The organism is Neobacillus sp. CF12 (assembly GCF_030348765.1).
GTDB lineage: Bacteria > Bacillota > Bacilli > Bacillales > Cytobacillaceae > Neobacillus.
Map to the genome: position 1 here is coordinate 3527501 of NZ_JAUCEU010000007.1, position 21905 is coordinate 3549405.

Annotated in this window: 15 protein-coding genes, 1 rRNA gene and 2 riboswitches (1 of these 18 cut by a window edge); all 16 genes read right to left on the reverse strand. The window is 39.3% G+C overall.

Going from position 1 to position 21905, the window contains the following annotated elements; translation table 11 throughout:
• Positions 1–422, reverse strand: a 16S ribosomal RNA gene (locus QUG14_RS16705); it reaches 1128 nt to the left of the window's first position.
• A gap of 354 nt (positions 423–776) precedes the next feature.
• Positions 777–2846, reverse strand: coding sequence for a glucose-specific PTS transporter subunit IIBC (gene ptsG / locus QUG14_RS16710; RefSeq protein WP_289341636.1), 2070 nt, complete (start codon positions 2844–2846; stop codon positions 777–779).
• Between the two features lie 184 nt (positions 2847–3030).
• Positions 3031–3873: a glucose PTS transporter transcription antiterminator GlcT gene (glcT, locus tag QUG14_RS16715; protein ID WP_289344168.1), complete on the reverse strand. Its 843-nt coding sequence runs from the start codon at positions 3871–3873 to the stop codon at positions 3031–3033.
• Between the two features lie 144 nt (positions 3874–4017).
• The gene (locus QUG14_RS16720) at positions 4018–5343 is read right to left on the reverse strand and encodes an NCS2 family permease (RefSeq protein WP_289341637.1); all 1326 of its coding nucleotides are present in this window, start codon (positions 5341–5343) and stop codon (positions 4018–4020) included.
• Between the two features lie 105 nt (positions 5344–5448).
• Positions 5449–5550, reverse strand: a riboswitch (purine riboswitch).
• Positions 5551–5656: 106 nt separating this feature from the next.
• Positions 5657–7177, reverse strand: coding sequence for a glutamine-hydrolyzing GMP synthase (guaA, locus tag QUG14_RS16725; protein ID WP_289344169.1), 1521 nt, complete (start codon positions 7175–7177; stop codon positions 5657–5659).
• Positions 7178–7310: 133 nt separating this feature from the next.
• Positions 7311–7412: riboswitch (purine riboswitch) on the reverse strand.
• Positions 7413–7448: 36 nt separating this feature from the next.
• Entirely contained in the window at positions 7449–9650 is a 2202-nt protein-coding gene (locus QUG14_RS16730) for a transglutaminase TgpA family protein (RefSeq protein WP_289341638.1), read from the reverse strand.
• The gene (locus QUG14_RS16735) at positions 9647–10867 is read right to left on the reverse strand and encodes a DUF58 domain-containing protein (protein WP_353961076.1); all 1221 of its coding nucleotides are present in this window, start codon (positions 10865–10867) and stop codon (positions 9647–9649) included. Before QUG14_RS16735 ends, QUG14_RS16730 begins: the two co-directional genes overlap by 4 nt.
• Positions 10867–11808, reverse strand: coding sequence for an AAA family ATPase (locus tag QUG14_RS16740; RefSeq protein ID WP_483310809.1), 942 nt, complete (start codon positions 11806–11808; stop codon positions 10867–10869). Before QUG14_RS16740 ends, QUG14_RS16735 begins: the two co-directional genes overlap by 1 nt.
• A 463-nt stretch (positions 11809–12271) precedes the next feature.
• Positions 12272–13594: an amidohydrolase gene (locus QUG14_RS16745; RefSeq protein ID WP_289344171.1), complete on the reverse strand. Its 1323-nt coding sequence runs from the start codon at positions 13592–13594 to the stop codon at positions 12272–12274.
• Between the two features lie 5 nt (positions 13595–13599).
• The gene (locus QUG14_RS16750; RefSeq protein ID WP_289341640.1) at positions 13600–15312 is read right to left on the reverse strand and encodes an adenine deaminase C-terminal domain-containing protein; all 1713 of its coding nucleotides are present in this window, start codon (positions 15310–15312) and stop codon (positions 13600–13602) included.
• An 82-nt stretch (positions 15313–15394) separates the two neighbouring features.
• A complete protein-coding gene (locus QUG14_RS16755) occupies positions 15395–16450 on the reverse strand; it encodes an ABC transporter substrate-binding protein (protein ID WP_289341641.1) in 1056 nt (351 codons plus the stop codon).
• Between the two features lie 26 nt (positions 16451–16476).
• Positions 16477–17517 (reverse strand): ABC transporter ATP-binding protein, encoded by a 1041-nt coding sequence (locus QUG14_RS16760; protein ID WP_289341642.1) that lies wholly within the window; start codon positions 17515–17517, stop codon positions 16477–16479.
• 42 nt (positions 17518–17559) lie between these two features.
• The gene (locus tag QUG14_RS16765) at positions 17560–18339 is read right to left on the reverse strand and encodes an ABC transporter permease (RefSeq protein ID WP_289341643.1); all 780 of its coding nucleotides are present in this window, start codon (positions 18337–18339) and stop codon (positions 17560–17562) included.
• Positions 18332–19168 (reverse strand): ABC transporter permease, encoded by an 837-nt coding sequence (locus QUG14_RS16770; RefSeq protein WP_289341644.1) that lies wholly within the window; start codon positions 19166–19168, stop codon positions 18332–18334. The genes QUG14_RS16765 and QUG14_RS16770 overlap by 8 nt, the downstream gene beginning before the upstream one ends.
• A 480-nt stretch (positions 19169–19648) precedes the next feature.
• Positions 19649–20614 carry a bile acid:sodium symporter family protein gene (locus QUG14_RS16775; protein ID WP_289341645.1) on the reverse strand — a complete coding sequence of 322 codons (966 nt, stop codon included), beginning with the start codon at positions 20612–20614 and terminating at the stop codon, positions 19649–19651.
• A gap of 307 nt (positions 20615–20921) precedes the next feature.
• A complete protein-coding gene (locus QUG14_RS16780; RefSeq protein ID WP_289341646.1) occupies positions 20922–21890 on the reverse strand; it encodes a carbohydrate kinase family protein in 969 nt (322 codons plus the stop codon).
• Between the last annotated feature and the right edge of the window lie 15 nt (positions 21891–21905).

Sequence of the window (21905 nt, forward strand, 5' to 3'; positions counted from 1 at the left end):
CTTCATCGCTCACGCGGCGTTGCTCCGTCAGACTTTCGTCCATTGCGGAAGATTCCCTACTGCTGCCTCCCGTAGGAGTCTGGGCCGTGTCTCAGTCCCAGTGTGGCCGATCACCCTCTCAGGTCGGCTACGCATCGTCGCCTTGGTGAGCCATTACCTCACCAACTAGCTAATGCGCCGCGGGCCCATCTGTAAGTGTCAGCGTGAACCGACTTTCAGCTTTTCCACATGAGAGGAAAAGGATTATCCGGTATTAGCTCCGGTTTCCCGAAGTTATCCCAGTCTTACAGGCAGGTTGCCCACGTGTTACTCACCCGTCCGCCGCTAACCTTTAGGAGCAAGCTCCTAAAGATTCGCTCGACTTGCATGTATTAGGCACGCCGCCAGCGTTCGTCCTGAGCCAGGATCAAACTCTCCAAGAAAGTTGATATAGCTCATTTTGTTACGTTGGCTTAGCTTTTATAAAAAGCTAAAAAATTGTTTGTTGACGTTCTTGTTTGTTTAGTTTTCAAAGAACAAATATCTATCCTTACCTCATGAACAATCTCGCTCAGAAGCAACTCTATAACTATATCATTTTGTTACCTCAGCGTCAACACCTTTTTTAAAATGTTTTCAACGCCCGCGTGTTGTTAACTTGTCATTAACGACTGCTAAAATATAATAACATCATTACTGTCCAAACGTCAACAAAATATTAAAATTAATTTCATTCACTAATTTCTTCATTAATATATAGAAGAAAGCCGACTCCCATAAGAGAGCCGGCCATACTTTTATTTCGTAATTTTAATAATCCCCGATTGTTTTAGATCCACTTGACCCGGCTTTTCAATCACTACCTTTTCACCTTCAGCTAAGTTCGTGAACACAACTGGTGTGATCGTAGATGTAGCATGTTCTTTAATATAATCTAGATCCACTTTTAGTAATGGCTGACCTTGTTCTACAACATCATTCTCAGCTACTAAGGTTTCAAACCCTTGACCTTTTAGATTTACGGTGTCTATTCCTACATGGATAAGAATTTCACGTCCAGTATCAGAAAGGATGCCGATTGCGTGCTTTGTTGGGAATAGGTTAACTATTTTTCCATTTACAGGGGATACAATTGTACCCTCTACCGGAACAATCGCAAATCCGTCGCCCATCATCTTACCAGCAAATACTTGGTCAGGCACTTCTGTGATTGGCTTTAATTCACCTTTTAACGGCGCCATAAATCCTTCATCTTCTGTGCTGCGTGCATTTTGAAGCGCTTCTGGATTAATTTCCTCAATTTGTTGTTCCACGCCTTTTTCTGGTGACTTAACGGTTGTGCGTGGTCTCTTTCCTTCCATTATATCTTTCATTTGTCCTTTAATGGTTTCTGAACGTGGTCCAAAGATTGCTTGGATGTTGTTCCCTACTTCAAGTACACCTGCAGCGCCTAACTTTTTCAGTTGGGCTTTATCAACTTCTTTAATATCATTAACAGAAACACGCAGGCGGGTGATACATGCATCTAAATGAGCAATATTTCCCTTACCACCCATCGCATCCAAAATGTTAGAAGCCAAATCACCTGACCCAGCCTTACCAGTTGGAGATTGATTTTCTTCTTCTTCTAGCTCACGTCCTGGAGTTTTTAAATTAAAGGTTCTAATTGCAAAACGGAAACCAAAGTAATAAACAACCGCAAAGACAAGACCTACAGGAATAACAATCCACGCATTAGTTTGCGGGTTAATTAATCCAAACAGGATATAGTCAATCAAACCACCCGAGAACGTCATCCCGATTTTTACATCTAACATGTGCATAATCATAAACGAGAATCCGGCAAAAATTGCGTGAATACCGAATAATATTGGTGCTACGAATAAAAACGAGAATTCAATTGGTTCTGTAATACCAGTTAGGAAAGATGTAAGAGCTGCCGAAGCCATTAATCCTCCTACAAGAACTTTCTTTTCAGGCTTTGCTTCATGATAAATAGCTAAGGCTGCCGCTGGAAGTCCAAACATCATGAATGGGAATTTACCAGTCATAAATGTTCCAGCTGTTAAATTTTGAACATTATCAGTGATTTGCGCCATGAAAATACGTTGATCTCCACGAACCACTTCTCCTGCCTTTGTTGCGTATTCTCCGAATTCGTACCAGAATGGCGAATAGAAAATATGGTGTAAACCAAATGGAATTAATGAACGTTCAATTACTCCGAAAATAAAAGCAGAGATCGTTAAGTTTGCATGTACCATGTTTTGAGAGAATGCATTTAGACCATTTTGAATCGGGGGCCAAATGAAAATCATTAATATTCCCAAAACGAGAGCAGTAGCTGCAGTAATAATTGGCACAAAACGTTTTCCTGCGAAGAATCCTAAATAGGATGGTAATTCAATTTCATAAAACTTATTGTACATAGATGCTGCTAATATACCGACGATAATACCACCAAATACTCCTGTTTGAAGAGTAGGAATACCTAATATACTTGCATAACTTAAACCATTAACATCCTCAGGAGCAATACCAAGTACCGTCCCCATGGTTACATTCATGACTAAGTATCCGATAATAGCCGCTAAACCTGCAGTTCCTTCACCGCCAGCTAACCCAACAGCAACACCAACTGCGAACAAGAGCGGTAAGTTTCCAAAGATAATGTTTCCGGCATTTTGCATAACAGAAGCAATCATCTTAACCGTACTGTTATCTAAGAATGGTGCTAAATCTAAAAGTGCTGGGTTTAGGAGCGCGGCCCCTAAAGCAAGTAATATACCAGCAGCCGGTAATAGTGCAACCGGGAGCATTAATGCTTTACCGACCTTTTGCAAGACACCAAAAGCTTTTTTAAACATAAATATACCTCCATTTTTTCATATAGCTCATTAAGCGTTTTCATTTCCCACAAAAACACAAAAAAGGCATGAGTAAAAGTTCAATTGAAATGAGGCTACGGGTATAGAATACCCCAAAACCTTTGTTTCAATTATCACTTTTTACTCATGCCTGATCGAATCAGTAACACGTAAAAAATAATAGCTATTTAAATTTTTTCTGTATTCTCTGCAAATGCATCGTTAAATACACAGCTTCTGCATCAAATACTTTCATTTTTAATGTCTGTTGCATCACTTTAATGAGCTTCCATGAGAGATTATAGCATACAGGATATTCTTGTTTCAATAGGGAATTTATTTTTTCTGGTTCCTCTACTTTTTCCCCTTTAATGACTCTCTCAATCGTAAATCGCAGGTGACGCACCAGCCTCATATAATCAATGCTCTCTTTATCTATATCAATTTCAAATTGCTCCTCTACCATTTTCACCAGCCTGCTGACTAATTGCGAATGCTGATTAACTTCAGATAAGTTTCTATTTGTCATAGCACTGTGAATATGGATTGCAATAAAACCTATCTCACCTACTGGCAGAGAAATCCCTGTTTTTTTATTAATATATTCTACAACTTCCGCAGCGATTTCATATTCATGACGATAAAGAGTTTTTGTTTCTACCAGGAACGGATTACTCATTTCCATGCCCTTAGATACTCTGTTAATCGCAAACATTAAGTGATCGGTTAATGCAACATGGATATGCTCATCTAACTGTGTATGAGTTCTTTGTTTGATTAGTCCTATAGCAGAAATAATTACTTCTAAAAGATCATTATCAATAAAAGGAAGCAATTTAAGATAATTTTGTTGTTCCTTTTCATTTTTAAGTACAAATAGTTTTTCTACCGAATCTGTTTCAATAAAATCTCCCTGTTTACGATTGAAACCAATCCCTTTTCCGATCAGAACTACTTCTTCATAGGAAGGGTGTTCAGCTATTAAAACATTGTTATTTAACACCTTATCAATCAACAGCTTCACAATAACCTTCCCCCATTTCATCCCGACTATCTTTGTAACACCATGTTATAAGAGACAAAACAAGATGTCAACGACATTATTCGACAGTTTCTAATAGTTCATACTATAAAAAAGAGCCTGTGAACAACACAGACTCTTTTAACACAATTATAAAAATATGAAGTAGAGAACGAAAATAACAAAGAAGAAGTACATGATTGGGTGAATTTCCTTCATCCGCCCTTTAACAATCATTGTAATTGGGTAAAAGATAAACCCAATCGCAATCCCTGTAGCAATGCTATAGGTTAAAGGCATGGCAATCATCGTAAGGAAGGCCGGTACTGCGATTTCGAATTTCGTCCATTCGATTTTCCCTAACGAACCAACCATCAACGCCCCAACAATGATTAATGCTGGTGCTGTAACTGCTGCAGTAACAACAGATAATAACGGGAAGAAAAACAGTGATAGAATAAACAATGCTGCTGTAACAAGTGAAGCAAAACCTGTTCTTGCACCTGCCGCTACCCCAGCAGATGATTCAATATAAGATGTTGTCGTTGAAGTACCAAGAACTGCACCAACCGTTGTTGCTACTGAGTCAGCGATTAACGCTTTGCCTGCTCGTGGTAATTTATTGTCTTTAATCATACCTGCTTGGTTCGCCACTGCTACGAGTGTCCCAGCATTATCAAAGAAATCAACGAACAAAAGGGTCAAGATAATACCGAGCATGGCCATTGAGTAAAAAGAACTATCACCTAAAGAAGAAAATGCTGCGCCAAATGTAGGTGCTATACTTGGAACGGAATCGACGATTTTCTCTGGTGTGTCAATTAAGTTAAAAATCATTCCTACAATAACAGTAATAATCATTCCGAAGAATACTGCTCCATTAATTCCTCTAGTCATCATAATAACCGTTATAATTATCCCGAAAATAGCTAGTAATGTTGGTCCGGCTGTCAAATCACCTAATCCAACAAGGGTTGCATCATTATTTACTACAATACCAGCACTCTGCAATCCAATAAAAGTAATATATAAACCAATACCTGCCCCAACGGCATGCTTTAACTCGATCGGAATTGCATTGATTAATTTCTCACGTAAACCTGTTAGTGTTAATAAAAAGAAAAATACACCGGAAATGAATACTGCACCTAGAGCATGCTGCCACGGAATCCCGCTTCCTAACACAACAGAAAAAGCAAAAAAGGCGTTCAATCCCATGCCTGGTGCTAAGGCAATCGGGAACTTTCCTAGAAGACCCATAATAATACAACCAATCGCCGAAGCCAATGCTGTCGCGACAAAAACCGCTCCATAATCCATTCGAAGTGCATCTGGTAAATCCGGTACACTTGATAGTGTCAATGTAAGAGGGTTTACCACTAATATATAGGCCATCGCCAAGAAGGTGGTCATGCCGCCAATAATCTCACGGCGATAATTGGTCCCTAATTCTTTAAACATAAAATACTTTTGCATTCTTCTTCCCCCTAGGAATCTTTCTTTTATAAAAACAAAAAACGCTCCGATATCTACCGGAGCGCTTGACTTGGGGCAAGTGTAAACAAAAAGAGGAGGTCACCTCTTTATTCAACACTGCCTCGTAGTCAAGCCATTAACGGTGGCTCGGTAGAAACTTTTGGGCCATATTCCCAATATTATACGAGTTAAATCGACAAATTATTTACTTCTTCTTTATCTTATCAGGGAATTACATCCCTGTAAACATAAAAAGCGAACGTTTTTAAATATATATTTAAAAACGTTCGCTTTTAGAAGTATTATTTTTAATTTATTCCCATTCAATTGTTGCAGGCGGTTTACTCGTAATGTCGTAGACCACTCGATTAACATGAGCTACCTCATTAACAATCCGAGTTGAAATCACTTCAAGCACATCCCATGGGATACGTGCCCAGTCAGAAGTCATTCCATCAATGGACGTAACGGCGCGGATGCCAATTGTATAATCATAAGTACGGGCATCACCCATAACACCTACACTGCGAATGTCCGGAAGTACAGTAAAGTATTGCCAGATTTCACGGTCAAGTCCAGCCTTTTTAATTTCTTCACGTAGAATCCAGTCAGATTCGCGAACAATTTCAAGCTTATCTTCAGAAATCGCTCCTAAGACACGAATTCCAAGACCAGGTCCAGGGAACGGCTGTCTCCAAACAATATCATCCGGAATTCCAAGCTCAGTACCAAGTGCACGAACCTCATCTTTAAACAGCGTATTCAATGGTTCGATTAATTTAAATTGCATATCTTCAGGCAAACCACCAACGTTATGATGGGATTTAATTGTTTGTGCAGTGGCAGTTCCACTTTCGATAATGTCAGTATATAGTGTCCCTTGAGCTAAAAACTCAATTCCCTCAAGTTTCGTTGCTTCATCATCGAATACATAAATAAACTCATTTCCAATGATTTTACGTTTCTTCTCAGGATCAGAGACGCCTTCTAATTTAGATAAGAAACGCTCTTTTGCATCCACTTTAATAACATTCATATGGAATCCTTCAGCGAAGGTCTTCATAACACTCTCTGCTTCATTCTTACGAAGTAACCCATGATCCACAAAAATACAGGTTAGTTGATCACCGATTGCTTTATGAATAAGGACGGCAACAACAGAAGAATCTACTCCGCCGCTAAGTGCACAAAGGACTTTTTTATCGCCCACTAACTCACGGATTTTTGCCATTTCCACTTCAATGAAATTCCCCATTGACCAATCGCCTTTACATCCACACACATTAAAAACAAAATTCTTCAACAACTCATTCCCATAAACAGAGTGACGGACTTCTGGGTGGAATTGAACCGCATAAAGTTTCCTTGCTTCATTACTCATTGCCGCAATTGGGCAGTGCGGGTTAGTTCCGTCAACGGTAAAGCCAGCAGGTGCTTCCACAACCAAATCTCCATGACTCATCCAAACGATTTGCTCCTGTGGCATATCATGGAAAAGCTTCGTCTGATTATGAATATTCATTTCAGCTTTCCCGTATTCACGATTCTTCGCTTTTTCAACCTTCCCATTAAAATGGACAGTCATTAATTGCATGCCGTAGCAAATCCCTAAGATAGGAAGGCCCATTTCAAAAATTTCCTCATCACAGCGAAATGAATTTTCATCATATACGCTATTAGGACCACCCGAAAAAATGATTCCACTTGGATTCATTTTTCTAATTTCCTCTGCTGTAATGGTATGCGGGTGAAGTTCACTGTACACACCAAACTCACGAATCCTGCGTGTAATCAACTGGTTATATTGACTTCCAAAGTCTAAAACAACAATCATATCCTGCGTACTTGTCAAAATGGCCACCTCTTCCAAATAATACTTTTAGTATGTACATTCATTACAAAAAAAACTAGAATTCTCCCTCCAAAAAGCGCAGAAGGCAGAATTCTAGTTTCTTAATAATTGCTATAACAGAAATTCCCGCCTTCATAGTCAGATCATTTACGGTGACCCGGTAGAGACTCTCGAACCAAATTTTCGAGTATATATGAAGAGTAGTAAATGTATTAAATTCTTAACACATTGTAACAATAGGTTGTTTTTCTGGTCAAGCAATTGTCTTTTTAATTAAATTTTCCCACAACTCTCGTGAATCCTTCCAACTTCCTTCTGGGAGTTTTTGATGGTACAGATATTGCTCATATCTATCCGTCAATTTAGACATCTCTCTCGATGCAAAGAAGGTATCAATGTATCGAGCATAATTCCTCAATGTTTGGCCTTCATTGCGTTTAAGTCCGTAGCGTTCCAATTGTTCCAAGAGAATTAGATAAGCTTTGCCCATGTTTTCGTCCTTTTTTCTTAAACGGAACTGAAGTAAATATAAATGCGGGATCCATTTTCCTCGTAATCTATACACTAGCCCAGCTGCACCCACAACGATGATAAAAATAAGCAGGATCATTTTCCATTTACTAACTAAGAACGTTTTAATGCTAATCCATAAATTACTAAATGAAAAGGTTGTTTCCGTCCCCTTTGGGGTGTCTGTATCTTCCTCTAGGTTCTGCTGGGGCTTTGGTGTTGGCGGCGCAGTTGTTTCTGCAGCTGCAGGTGTTCCATCTGGATTTGTAAAATCAATCGAAACTTGATTTGTAAATCCCTTTGTTGGTTCAAATGGAACCCATCCTTGATTAGGAAAATAAACTTCAACCCAAGAATGTGCATTATTATTGGTGATTTCATAGATCGATTTTGAAGTATCACCATTACTGTAATTCAAGAATTCTCCGCCTGTATACCCTTTTACCCATCGGGTAGGAATTCCTATAGATCGAAGCAAGATCGCCATTGTGGTGGAAAAATTATCACAATACCCTATTTTAGTTTCAAATAAAAACTGATCGACATAATCATCGTTTTCCCCCGGAACAGCCACATCACTCTGACTATAGGTGAACTCAGATCCACTAAAATGACGCTCTATTGCTTTCGCTTTATCAAACCAATTTGTTTCACCTTCCGTTATCGTTTCAGCCAATTCCTTGATTCTTTCGGGAAGGTTCTCAGGCAGTTGAGTATACCTTGCTAGAAATTCTGCACTAACCTTTTCAAAATCTACTACTGTTGTTTCTCTTAAATCAGTTGCTTTGTATTTCGGAATCTTATACTCCAATTCATAAGAAGTTGGCGCAACGGGTTTAGAATCGAAACCACTTAAAATGGAGAGTTTTTCTGTCGTTGAGTCAATCTCCAAGAGATACTTACGTTCAAAATTTACTCTTTGGATACCAGCAGGATAAATAAGGTGCTCATAATCCATAAACATAGATAAGGATGCACGCTCATCCCGGGTTTCCACATTAGAAGGAATAGAAAATACAGGGACTAAATCCTCTCCGCCGATCTGGTAGGGAGTGGAACCTGAGGGAATCCAGCCTTTTCCTGTATAATGGTCTTTTGTTTCAACCTTCCAATAATTTTTTTCTGGCGCTTCGCTCCGAAAAACGACACTGTCATCCCCGATAAAAGAGCCCCCTAGACGAGAATCATCGGTGCCGTAACCGACTTTTGCAATACCATTGCCAACTCCATCCTCCCCGCCTTTATTGCCCGCTGCCTTAAGATATGGGACAGGATCTGGCCATATTGGTTCGAATTTAGGAGCAACAATCCCAACAATAACGCTAAAAGCAATCATTAAAACTAATGGCCTCATCCATTTTCGGGTGATGAGAGTATCAGTCGTTACTTTTTCTTTAGCCACGATACGGTAATACGTTAACATCCCCATAACAGCAAAACCCACTACGACCGTTCGGACAATCGCTGTTTTTGCACTATAGAGTGTAAAAGTGTCCAAAACCGTTATATAAATAAGAGTCATAAAGAAAAAGATGAAAATACTTTTCCGATTCAACAGCCAATAGTGAACTAAATACACCATTAACCATAGAAGAATAAAAAACAAAAATGTCCGAAATTCATTTGTAATTCCTGCCCAATCCCTCGCCAAAATCACACTAAAATTTGTGGTCAAATTACCTGCAAAGGAGGACAACCAACTAAATTCAAAAAATCCAGTATCATAATGAAACAGGTTAAGCGAAAAGAAGATGAACCATATTTTTAAAATCGTTTGCCAAATCCACCTTACTCGTAAGAACGATATCGTAAAAGAAAGCAGAATGAAGATCACAAACATTTCAATATGATCAGTTTGGGTTAGTTGCTCCACTGGACGCAGCCATTCCCATAGAAGCAAAAAGCCAAGTAAATATAATAAAAAGGTCTGGATATCTCTTTTCATCGCACATTTACCTCCGAAAAGGCAGAAGCAAATTTTCCTTCATGAACCATAAGAACACGTACGTTTCGTGCATTTGCAAGTGCAATCAGCGATTTCTCATCTTGGGTAGGAGTTTCTGATTTTCCTTTGATGAGAAACAAAGTAATTTTCCCTTTTCTTTGCCCTAGAAAGCCTGCCTTTTCTATTAAAGGTTTTGTTAACTGAGCTGTTACGAGTAAGAAGGATACCGTTTGCTGAACAAACATTCCTTCGGTCTCTAACACCTTCTCAAATGAAGAAGAACTACTTGCATCTATCCTAGCAAGATGATAAAAGAGTTGATGCAGTTGATCATCTCCGCCTCTAATTGGAAATGACGCTCTTTCTCGGCTAATGGTTAAAAGGCCTGTTTGTGCTCCCTTTTTCAAAACTGCCCGTAATAAAGATGCTGTAAAGGAAACAATTGCCTCAAAGTGCTTATCCGGCGCACAATCCATCACCAAAAACACATCATGGGATTGCCGCTGCTCAAATTCCTTTGTCATAATTTCGTTGCGTTTTGCAGATGCTTTCCAATTAATCCATGAGAAGCGGTCACCCGGCTGGTAATCCCTTACGCCAATCGCCAGTGTGGTATCACGTTGTACACGTTCTCTTGATGCAGTCATACCTTGATCAAAATGGGTCTCAAATGGCCGGTAAATTAACTCTGTATAGGCTGGATAAGAGATAATTTTACTTTCAGTGTGATACACTTTTTCTTTTTCAAGTAAGCCCAGAAGGTCACCTGTTCGAATGACAAAGCTATTGAATACATGCTCCCCCCGCGGCAGTTCATCAATGATATATTCATAGGAAAATTCTTTCCTAAAACCAGGCAATACGAGTGACTTTGCATTCTTTTTCTGATGAGAAAACTTTAGCGTTTCATTTAATTGGTCCTCAATCAGCAAATAAAATATAGGAAAAAAAGAATTTCTCTTTACCTTTACGGTTACTTTTAAAGACTCCCCTGCATTATAGTCAGTCTTAGGTATTTCACGAGTAATTTCCAACTCATTCAAAGAATAGAACGATAAGCAGAAACAATAGAGAGCAAAAGGTAAAAAACTATAAAATAAAAACCAGCTTACAAATCCACCTTGAAACATGGCATAAGAAAAGGTAAGCAAAATCAAAAATAGTAAGATGACAAACTTCCATACTTTTTTGAATGGATTCCACAATCTCCTCATCATTACTTCACAAGCCTTTGTACAGGTACAGGTATTCTCGCAATCACGCGATGGACAATTTCTTCTGCAGAAATCCCTTCAAACCTTGCTTCTGATTTTAAAATGATCCGGTGTGATAAAACAAACGGCGCTAAATATTGTATATCATCCGGAAGAATATAATCGCGGCCAAACATGAAGGCGTAAGCTTGTGCCGCTTTCATCAAAGCAATTGATCCCCTTGGACTTGCCCCCAGGTAGACCCCAGAAAAGCGTCTCGTCATGTTGACGATATCAACGATATAGCGTTTTATCGTGTCATCCACATAAACCTCTTTGATTTCCTTTTGCAAGGCTATTAAACCTTCAAGATCAATTACGGGATAAAGATCTTCTATCGGCGGGACTTTTTGTGCTCTATTTAGAACTTCTATTTCTTCATCCACTTCTGGGTAGCCCATTTTCATTTTTAGTAGAAAACGGTCTAGTTGTGCCTCTGGTAATGGATATGTACCTTCGTACTCAATTGGATTTTGTGTTGCCATGACAAAGAATGGCTTTTGCAGTCGATGGGTCACTCCATCAATCGTTACACTGGCTTCCTCCATCCCTTCGAGCAGTGCTGATTGGGTCTTTGGTGAAGTTCGGTTAATTTCATCCGCGAGGATAATGTTCCCCATTAACGGTCCTGGCCGGAATTCAAATTCCATTTCCTTAGGATTATAAATGGAAATTCCAGTCACATCGGATGGCAATAAATCAGGAGTAAATTGAATTCTCCGGAAGTTAGCATTAACAGACTTTGCAAGGGCACGGACCATCATGGTCTTCCCCACACCTGGTACGTCTTCTAGCAGCACATGCCCTTCTGCTAATAAGGCAATAAGACTAAGTTCAGCTACATTTCTTTTTCCTATCATAACCTTTTCAATGTTTAAAAGGATTTTCTCTATCGTTGGATTCATTTGTTCTCGGGCCACTTTTCTTCCTCCTCATCGGTACTGCCGATTTAAAACAATATATCTATATATTCTATTTTTTTATGGAAATCTCCTGTAAAAAGACACACAATATCCAAAATTCCAATACATATTAGACGGATGAGTACCGTAAATGTTTCAATAAGTGAAAATATTCTATAAAAAAGAAAAAGGCTGCAAATGATAGTTTCATCATTCACAGCCCTATGCAGACTTTTTGTCCCCCTAAAGACATGCCCCCTATAGAATCAAGGGATAATGGGAAGATATTACATCATGCTACCTATTCATCAAGGAGTCTAAAGATATTTAAAATTGATAATTGCTTAACATTGAATCCTTAAAGCTCTCTCCATGAGTCCACTTTTTCGCTGATACATCTCATTCCAATAATAATAGTACAGTGCAATATTCAGCACTAAAGTGCCCTTGTGCTACTTCCCCTTCTTTATTTTTCCTCCATTGCTTTTAATGCTTTTGTTTTAAATCCACATTGCTCCATGGCTTCAGCAAGATCTGCTCTTAATTGTACTTCATCAAAATCCACTAATGTTTTTCCTGCAACCACTTGCTTCCCAGCGATAAATACATCTCTTACATTGCCAGCATTTGCTGAGTATACCAAAGCAGAATATGGATCAAAAATAGGAAACATATTGACTGAATCGGTTTCAATTAGGATGAAATCCGCTTGTTTCCCTGCCTCAATAGAGCCAATTTGCCTCTCCAGTCCTAAAACGTTCGCTCCTCCGATAGTTGCTAACTTTACAATTTCTTCAGCTGGAAAGGCACTGCGATCCTGTAAAAACGTTTTATGAAAATTGGCAAACAATCGCATTTGGTTAAATAAATCCAAGGTATTCCCGCTGCTTGGACCATCTGTTCCGAGCCCAACCGATACACCAGCAGCTAATAAATCACGAACACGGGCTACCCCTTTTGCCGATTTAGTATTAGCACCGATACAATGAGCTACTTTTACATCATACTTTTTTAATAACTCAATATCATGATCTGACAAATGAATACAGTGTGCAGCTACAAGTCGTGGACTCAATACACCAATCTCTTCTAAAAATTCAATCGGAGTTTGATGGTGTTCTTCACGAAATTTACTCATTTCAAAATCCATTTCACTGACATGCATCATCCATGGTACATTGTACTTTTCAGACAAACCATCAGCTTGCAGGAGAACTTCAATTGTATTAGAGTAGGGGGCATGCGGTGCAACTGACGCTTGAATTCTCATATTTCCTTGCCATTTCTGCATAAAACGTTGAGCATACTGTAAGCCTCCCATTGGCTCTGGTACATCAACCGTTACTAAATCTATAACTGTTTCTGCTAAAATAGCGCGGCTATGCATTTCTTCTGCTGCTTCTGCCAATTGTTGTTCAAAATAATACATGTCAAAGAATGTTGTCACACCGGCAAGCTGCATTTCAGCAATGGCATATTTTGCACTCGTGTATGCCAACTGTTCATTCATACATTCATTTTCTAACGGCAGCAAGAAGCGGTGTAAACGGTCTGGATAGTCATCCCCTAATGAACGAAATGGAATCATACCTATGTGAGTATGTGTATTGATCATCCCAGGTAACAAAATAGCCCCTTTCGCATCGATACATTTGTCATAGGCAATGTCATTTGGCAGTGAATCCATCGCACCAACATCTGAAATTATGTCGTCATCAATAATTATATAGCCGTTCGGGTACTGCCCCATCAGCTCATTCATGGTTAAAATCCAAGCATTTTTAATCACTGTTTTCAAATTTGTTCACCCTCAACTAGCGGGATCATCATTTGAGAACGCACATTCATCATCCCTTTGTCTGTAATTTTGATAGCAGGTGAAACCGGCAAAGATAAAGTCGAGAAGGACATAATTTCATTGCTGTTGCGGTAACCTAACCTATTCATGGCTTGACGCACTCCCTTCAATTGCGCACCTAGTTCTTGTATCGGCGCATCGCTGATTATACCGCCAACTGGCAATGGGCAAACGGCTTGCACCTTCCCAGCTTGTACCACAACATAACCACCTTGTATATCCAATAATTGTTTTTGCGCAGCTAGTATATCTTCCGAGCTCGTTCCCATTACCATCAAATTATGATGATCATGTGCCCAAGTAGTGGCGACAGCCCCTTTTTCATATATAGCTTTATCAACAAATCCGTAGGCGATGTTACCTGTTTTCCCATATCGCTCCATCACAACAATTAAGGCTAACCCGCTATTCTCCCAATCTAAAAAGCCATCTGAGACCCTAACCTCCCGCTGGACATGTTCTGTAAATGTACCTACTTCCGAAATTTGAATCACGTTGACTACAGCCTTTTCAGGTGCCTTCACCTTGAAACGTAAATCCTCTAATGTCAATGCCCGGCAATCTAAGGATTTATAGAAGTGTTCTGGAAAATCAGGCTTCACAGCAGGATAGCTGATTCCATTTCCCTGTCTATACACTAATTTCCCATCCTTATATACCGCCCCAATTTCAAAGCTTCCAACATCATTCAGCAATAGAAAATCGGCTTTAAAACCTGGGACAATCGCACCTCGATCCTGAAATCCCATTCTTCTAGCAGGCGTATAAGTAGTGCAATATATGGCCTGTTCGGCAGGCATCCCACATGAAATGGCTAGACGTACGTTTGCATCCAAATGTCCTTCCAACAAGTCGTCCGCCATCACATCATCCGTAATGATTGCAATATATTCATAGAAATCATTTTTAACAATGACACGCATATTTTCTGGAGTAATTGATTTCTTTTGAAATTCTAAAAACATTCCATTGGTGATTTTCTCATAAATTGATTCGGGCGATTGATGGGTATGATCAGCCGTTATCCCTGCATATAAAAACTTTGATAATTCTAATCCCGAAACCCGTGGAACATGCCCTTCTAAAGGCATTAGAGGCCTTTCCGATTGAACTGCAAGTAAAATCTGCCGGATCAAAGAATCTGGTTCATTGACAATGCCATTGAAGTTCATCGCTTCCCCAAGTGCTATTACTTTCGGATGCTGCAAGAGCTGTTTGACTTCTTCAACACCAATAAACCCACCAGTTGTTTCTAATTCTGGCGTCGTCGAAGGGACAGAGGAAGGAATCGCATAGAAAATATCCATGACACTTGGCTGGGAAAAGAACGCCTCAAGTCCTTGCATACCAAACACATTCGCAATCTCGTGAGCATCTGCGACAACGGTTGTTACTCCATGGGTTACGACCGCTTCTGAAAAAATGGAAGGGGATGTCATTGAGCTTTCTATATGCATGTGAATATCCATTAATCCTGGAATTAAATACTGCCCTTTCGCATCAACCACTTTACTAGCCTGTAAATTTTCAATTTCGTCACCCGTTATATAATAAAATTTATCATCAATAATAAACACATTGTTCTTTTCAAACTTTTTGATAAAAGTGTTAAAAACCTGTGCATTTATAATGGCTAAATCGACTTTCATTTCTATTCCTCCTGCCCAAGTACTTTAATAAAAAGAGAAAAAGGCCAAGAATTATCCTTAGCCCTTCTCCTTACTATCGATTTTATTTATTTAAAATCCGATTCCATTGATTAATCCAAGATTCAAGGTTTTTATTAACAAATAATGAATCCACTTTGTTTGTACGTTCAGCCACATCACCATACGTTTTATTTTTAGCCGTCTCTTCGTCTAATACTACATTTTTGTTGGTTGGAGCTTCATTAAGAGACACTGCCGTTTTTTCCTGAACTTCCTGGCTTAGTCTCCAATCGATATATTTATAGGCCAAGTCCTTATTTTTGGAGTTTTTGTTGATGTTGATCGTGTTAAAGTTTGCGTATGTTCCAGATTCCGGAACAACATAGGTTATATCTGGATTGGATTCCGTGATAATCGGAACAGCAAAGTCGCCGACAACAGCTGCTGCAATTTCTCCAGATTGGAACATGTTGGCTAAATCCGAAGATTTGCTATACGTTTTTACAACGTTTGGAGCTAAATCAGTGATTCCTTCAAATGCTGATTTTCCATTATCAGTTGTAATGTCAACATTCTCGTGACCGCTTGCTACATATAGCATCGCTGGACCAAATGTTGTAGTAATGTCTGGAATGGAGATTTTCCCTTTTAAAGAAGAGTCCCATAGATCATCCCATTCCTTAATTTCTTTACCTGCTGTCTGTTTATTATAAACAATCCCGATACTGTTCAGCGTGTAGGCTGGGCCAGAACCATCTGCAGCTAAATCTTTTGCACTATCGATTAAGTTGTCCATATTTGGAGCTTTAGAGCTGTCGATTTTTTCAAATAAATCTGCTGATACACCGTCAGCCGCATTTGATTGCGACAATTCTATCACATCAACCGTTGAGTTTGGATTGCTTTTCAATTTTGTTAAACGCTCAGAGCTCGTACCCGTTTCTAACACAATGTCCACATTGTATTTTTCTTCAAATGGTTTAAAGACATCTTCTTGCATTTTATCTTCTTCCAAACCAAAAGTTGAGATGATCAATGTTTGTTTTTCCTTACTCGCATCTTTGTCCCCGCCGCCGCATGCAGCCAATATACTAGCGGTTACTAAAGTTAAACTTACTAAACCTAATTTCTTTTTCATTTTGTTCTCCCCTTTTCTTGGATGTTTTAAACTATGATTAGTTTGTGAGATGGCATGGATAATGTAACTTCGTCTCCAACTTGATAGACCACATCATCTGTTTTATTTGCGAGTAATTTGCCAATAGGTGTTTCGACTTCATATTGGTAGGACTTGCCCAGAAACGTACGGACTTTTATAATCCCTGACACCATATTATTTTCATTTTGTTTAGTATTTCTTGCAATCTCGATATCATCCGGACGGATGGTTCCCGTACACTTTCCTGGCTCCCAATTGCGAGTACTTAGGAAAACTGTTCCATCCACAGCTTTATACTTCCAATCTTCTGTTGGTGTTAATTCAAAGAAGTTCTCAAACCCGATAAAGCGGGCCACGAACTCCGTCTTTGGATTATTATAAATTTCTTCAGGTGTGTCGAACTGTTCAATGATCCCTTTATTCATAACAGCAACTCTGTCTGAAATGGAGAAACATTCCTCTTGATCATGCGTTACAAACACAGATGTAATGCCTAATTGCCTTTGAATCCGTTTAATTTCGATACGCATTGCCAAGCGCAGTTTAGCATCTAAGTTGCTTAATGGTTCATCTAATAATAATAATTTTGGTTCGATGACTAAGGCGCGCGCTAAAGCAACACGTTGTCTCTGCCCGCCTGAAAGTTGTTTGGGATAGCGGTCACCCAGCTCTTCTAAGCCTGTAATCGCTAAAATATCTTTTACCTTTTTTTCAATGGAATTCTTTTTTTCCTTGCGTAATTTCAAGCCGAACGCAACATTTTCCTTAATCGTTAGATGGGGAAACAATGCATAGCTTTGGAATACCATTCCAAATTCACGTTTATGAACAGGCACCTTTGTTAAGTTTTGCGTGTCAACAAGAAACTCACCATCATTCGGCTCAATTAAGCCGGCAATGACGCGTAAGGTGGTTGTTTTCCCGCAGCCTGACGGGCCTAACAAGGAAACCAATTCGCCCTTTTCAATTGATAAATTTAAATCTTTTAAAATATTGGCTTTGTTGTCATAACTCACACGAATATCTTTTAATTCAACATAGGACATAATGCTGTTTTACCCCCTTCGCTGTTAACATCCTGGTTGTACCTATGAAATACTTGCTAACCCTAACGTCTTCTCGATAATATACATCAGAATAATCGTACCAAGCATTAAAATAACTGATAAAGCAGACACGGATGGATCATAGTTATATTCTATATAATTCATTAAGCTAGTTGGCAGCATGGTTACACCTGGTCCTGATAAAAACTGTGATACAGGTATATTGTTGAAAGAATTAATGAATGCCAACATGAAGGAGGCAAAAATTCCAGAAGTAATGTTCGGTAATACCACTTTTATAAACGCTTGTAATTTTGTGCACCCTAACGTCCACGAAACTTCTTCAATTGAAAAATCAAGCTGCTCAATTGTTGAACCAACCACCCGTATGACGTAAGGCAGGCAAATCAAGAAATGGCCTAAAAACAATCCTTGGATGATAGGAAATTGAAACTTGATGACAATAAATTGATACATAGCATATCCAACTACCAAGCCTGGTACAATCGTTGGCGAAAGGAAGAAACTCTTAATCCAATTTCGTCCAAACACCCTGTGACGTGCCAAAGAATAAGCAGCTGGAACACCAATAATTAATGCCAAGAGAGTCGCAAAAAATGCTACTTGCAGACTAAGAAAGAAGCTGTCCATAAATGCTTCATTGTTAAAAACCTTACTATACCATTCAAGGGTAAAACCTTTAATTGGAAATTGAATGGTTGAGTTTGTTCCAAAAGAGGTTACTATGATAATGAGCAAAGGAACTAACAGAAATGCAAAAACTAGGCCAGCAAAGATTTTTAAACCGATATTTTTACGCATTTTCCTCACCTCTTTTATCCATGCGTCCCGCAACCCAGCTGAATAACTTCATCACGATTAAAGTCGCCACAATCATAATCAAGGCAATGACACTTGCACCTTGCCAGTTTCCTAGTGCAGTTGCACTTTGATATAAGAACGTAGCTAACATGATATTTCGATTCCCGCCTAATAATTGCGGGGTTGTATAAGCTGTCAAGCTTCCTGTGAAAACTAAAATGCTGCCAACAATAATCCCCGGCACACTTAATGGCAGGATAACCTTCACAAAAGCAACCAAGCGATTGGCGCCTAACGTTTCTGCTGCTTCCATAATTTCAGAATCAATGTTCTCTAAAATTCCCACTAACGTAATAACCATTAATGGCAGGAAGAGATACACAGAGCCAATGACAATGGCGAATTCTGTATAAAGCATCGTAAGCGGCTTAGAAAGTAAGCCAATATTCATCAAAGCATTATTTAAAATACCGTCTTGTCCCAAAATTGTAATCCATGCAAAACTCCGTACAACTGAATTCGTTAACAACGGAAACAATGTGATCGACATTAATAGCCCGCGCCATTTTTTCGGACTTTGGGAAATGTAGTAGGCAGTCGGAACTCCTAACACTACACAAATCAGAGTAGCAATCAGTGAAACCTTTATTGTCCGCCAAAAAATACCAAAATTATACTCATCCAAGAAGAACGAAGTGTAATTCGAAAAGGTAAACCCTCCATTAAAGAATGTCGGAAAAATGGTAGAAATAAGAGGTAACACCAAAAATAAAATCAAGAGAATCAATCCTGGAGCCAAGATGAGATAAGGGATTCTTCGCTGCGTCATTTCTGGCCTCACTTTCTAAGTCAAAAAAGTATTATTGAATGATGATTAAACACCATACTAGGATCCGGTTTTATCTATCCTTTACATTTAAGATTATAAATAGAAAAAATCATTTTGGCAACACAAAAGACGAATATTAATTTAATTTCTGCATTTAAATGTTCGGTAAATCACAGAAAACGCTATCAAAAATTTTATTAAATGTATGTGTAATGCGATTTTTCACGAACATTAGAATAAAAAAAAAAAAAAAAAAAAAAAAAACAATGCATCTTACCTAAAATAACCAAAAAGGGCTAGTTATCTACAGGGACCGAAAATGTACTTAACCATTTCTCAAAATCAAGAAAAAGGCCTCCCACCAGTTAAGTAAACGGATGAAAGACCTTGTCAAATATATAAAAAAATGAGGATGACTCAAAAGGTCGTTGAATAACGATTCTTTTAAGTCATCCTCATCCATTTTCTATCTCCGTGTAATTAGGATGCTTTTTTAGCCTGTTCCATTTCCAGTTCTTTTTTTGCAGCATTTTTTGCCCAGTAGGTAGCAACCAATGGTCCAGAAATATTATGCCACACAGAGAAAATCGCACTCGGAACAGCCGTAAGTGGAGAGAAATGTGCAGTTGCTAGCGCTGCGGCAAGTCCTGAGTTCTGCATTCCGACCTCGATTGAGATTGCTTTTTGATCGGCATACGGGAATTTGAACCATTTTGAAATAAAGAAACCTAATACCAATCCAACAAAATTATGGAGAATGACCATACTAAGAATTGCTAAACCAGATTCCAGGATATTTGCTTTATTCGCTGCTACCACTGCTGAGATAACACCGACGATTCCAATTACAGAAACAAGCGGCAGGATTTTCGCCCCTTCCTCTGCTTTGTCCTTCAAAATCCATTTGAAGACGATACCAAGGATAATAGGAAGAAGAACAATTTGAACCGTTGAGAGAAGCATGTCCTTTCCTGATACAGGAAGCCACTGGCTCGCTAATAGGTAAATAAGTGCAGGGGTTAGAATTGGTGACACCAAAGTCGCTACCGATGAAACAGCAACTGACAAGGCGACATTTGCTCTCGCTAGGTACGACATTACATTCGATGCAGTTCCCCCAGGACAGCAACCGACCAATATAACACCTACCGCTACTTCAGGCGGGAGATTCAACCCTACTGCCAGAAGATACGCTACACCCGGCATAATAATGTATTGAGCAGCAACCCCTACGAAAACAGCAAGAGGCTGTTTGAATACGGCCTTGAAATCTTCTACAGATAACGTTAATCCCATCCCAAACATGATAATTCCAAGCAGGATCGAGATATAAGGGGCAATCCAGGTAAAACCGCCTGGAAACATCATGGCTAAAGCCGTGAATAGTAAAACCCAGTAGATAAAAGTGTTACCTGCTACTGTACTAATTCTTGCTAGCATATTCATTTGAAGTCCACACCCTTTTTTTAGAATTTTTCAATTATTTTATTATACATTATATTCAGACAATATCAACGACATTTTTCGTTAAATAACCACAAAAAAAGACTACCTCCAGTTTTTTAGGAAGTAGTCTTACTCTAGAAAAAAGACATTTACGTAATGTTCTCAGTTTGGTCACAAGTGAACTTAACCATTTCCCTTTAGGAGTGGTTAAATCACATTGCACCCCATTTCCCCACTTTTTCGCACCATAGTTTCACGAAAAGGTCGATTATAAAAAAATCCCCCGGAGTAGATTAACAAATTCGTATTAATACCCTATCAGTTCCTCAACTTCCTTCTTATTCGGGAGAGCAGAGATAGCTCCTTTTCCTGTAGTAGTGAGAGCGCCGCTAGCATTCGCAAACTGTAGGATAGCAGCCTGGTGGTCTCGGAGCACTTCCTCAATGTTTTCCGGATTTGCATGCAATTCTAGTAATTGATATAAAAATCCGCCAATGAACGCATCACCTGCTCCAGTTGTGTCCACCGCTTTTACAGAGTATCCGCTCGATTCAAACTTCCGATCTTTTAAAATCAAATCCGCTCCGGCCGCTCCCTTTGTGTAAACAACTGCCTTCACGTTTCCAACGAATAATGATTGTATAGCCTCCGACTCATCTTGTATTCCCGTAATAAAATTAAGCTCTTCATCGGAAACCTTTACGATATCTGCAGTCGGTAAAAATTCGAGTATTGCTTTACGACAGTCCTCTGGATTTTCCCAAAGCGGAAGCCGTACATTTGGGTCAAAGCTGACCAAGCCACCCGCACCAGAAACAGCAGCAATCGCTTTTTTATGAGCCTGTTTCATCGGGCTTTCCACCAGATCAACCGAGCAAAAATGGAGTATATCCCCCTTCTTGAACCATGCTAGATCGACCTCCTCCTCGCTTAATAGCAAATCAGCGGAAGGATTACGGTAAAACGAAAAGTCACGTTCCCCGTTTTCTTTTAACGAGACAAAAGCTAAGGCTGTATTCGCATCACTAGTCCGGTATATTTTATCTGTTTCAACACCTGCCTCGACAAGCTTTTCGACTAAAAAGTCACCAAAGGCATCGTTCCCTAATTTAGAAATCATCGATGCTTCCTGCCCATACTTAGCAACAGCGGCAGCCACATTCGCCGGTGCTCCCCCAGGAGCCCTCTCAAATGTGACAACATCCTTTAAAGCAACCCCTTTTTGGAGAGGAATAAAATCAATTAACACTTCACCAATTGAAAATAGCTTTCCCATTTTGTCACCTCTAGT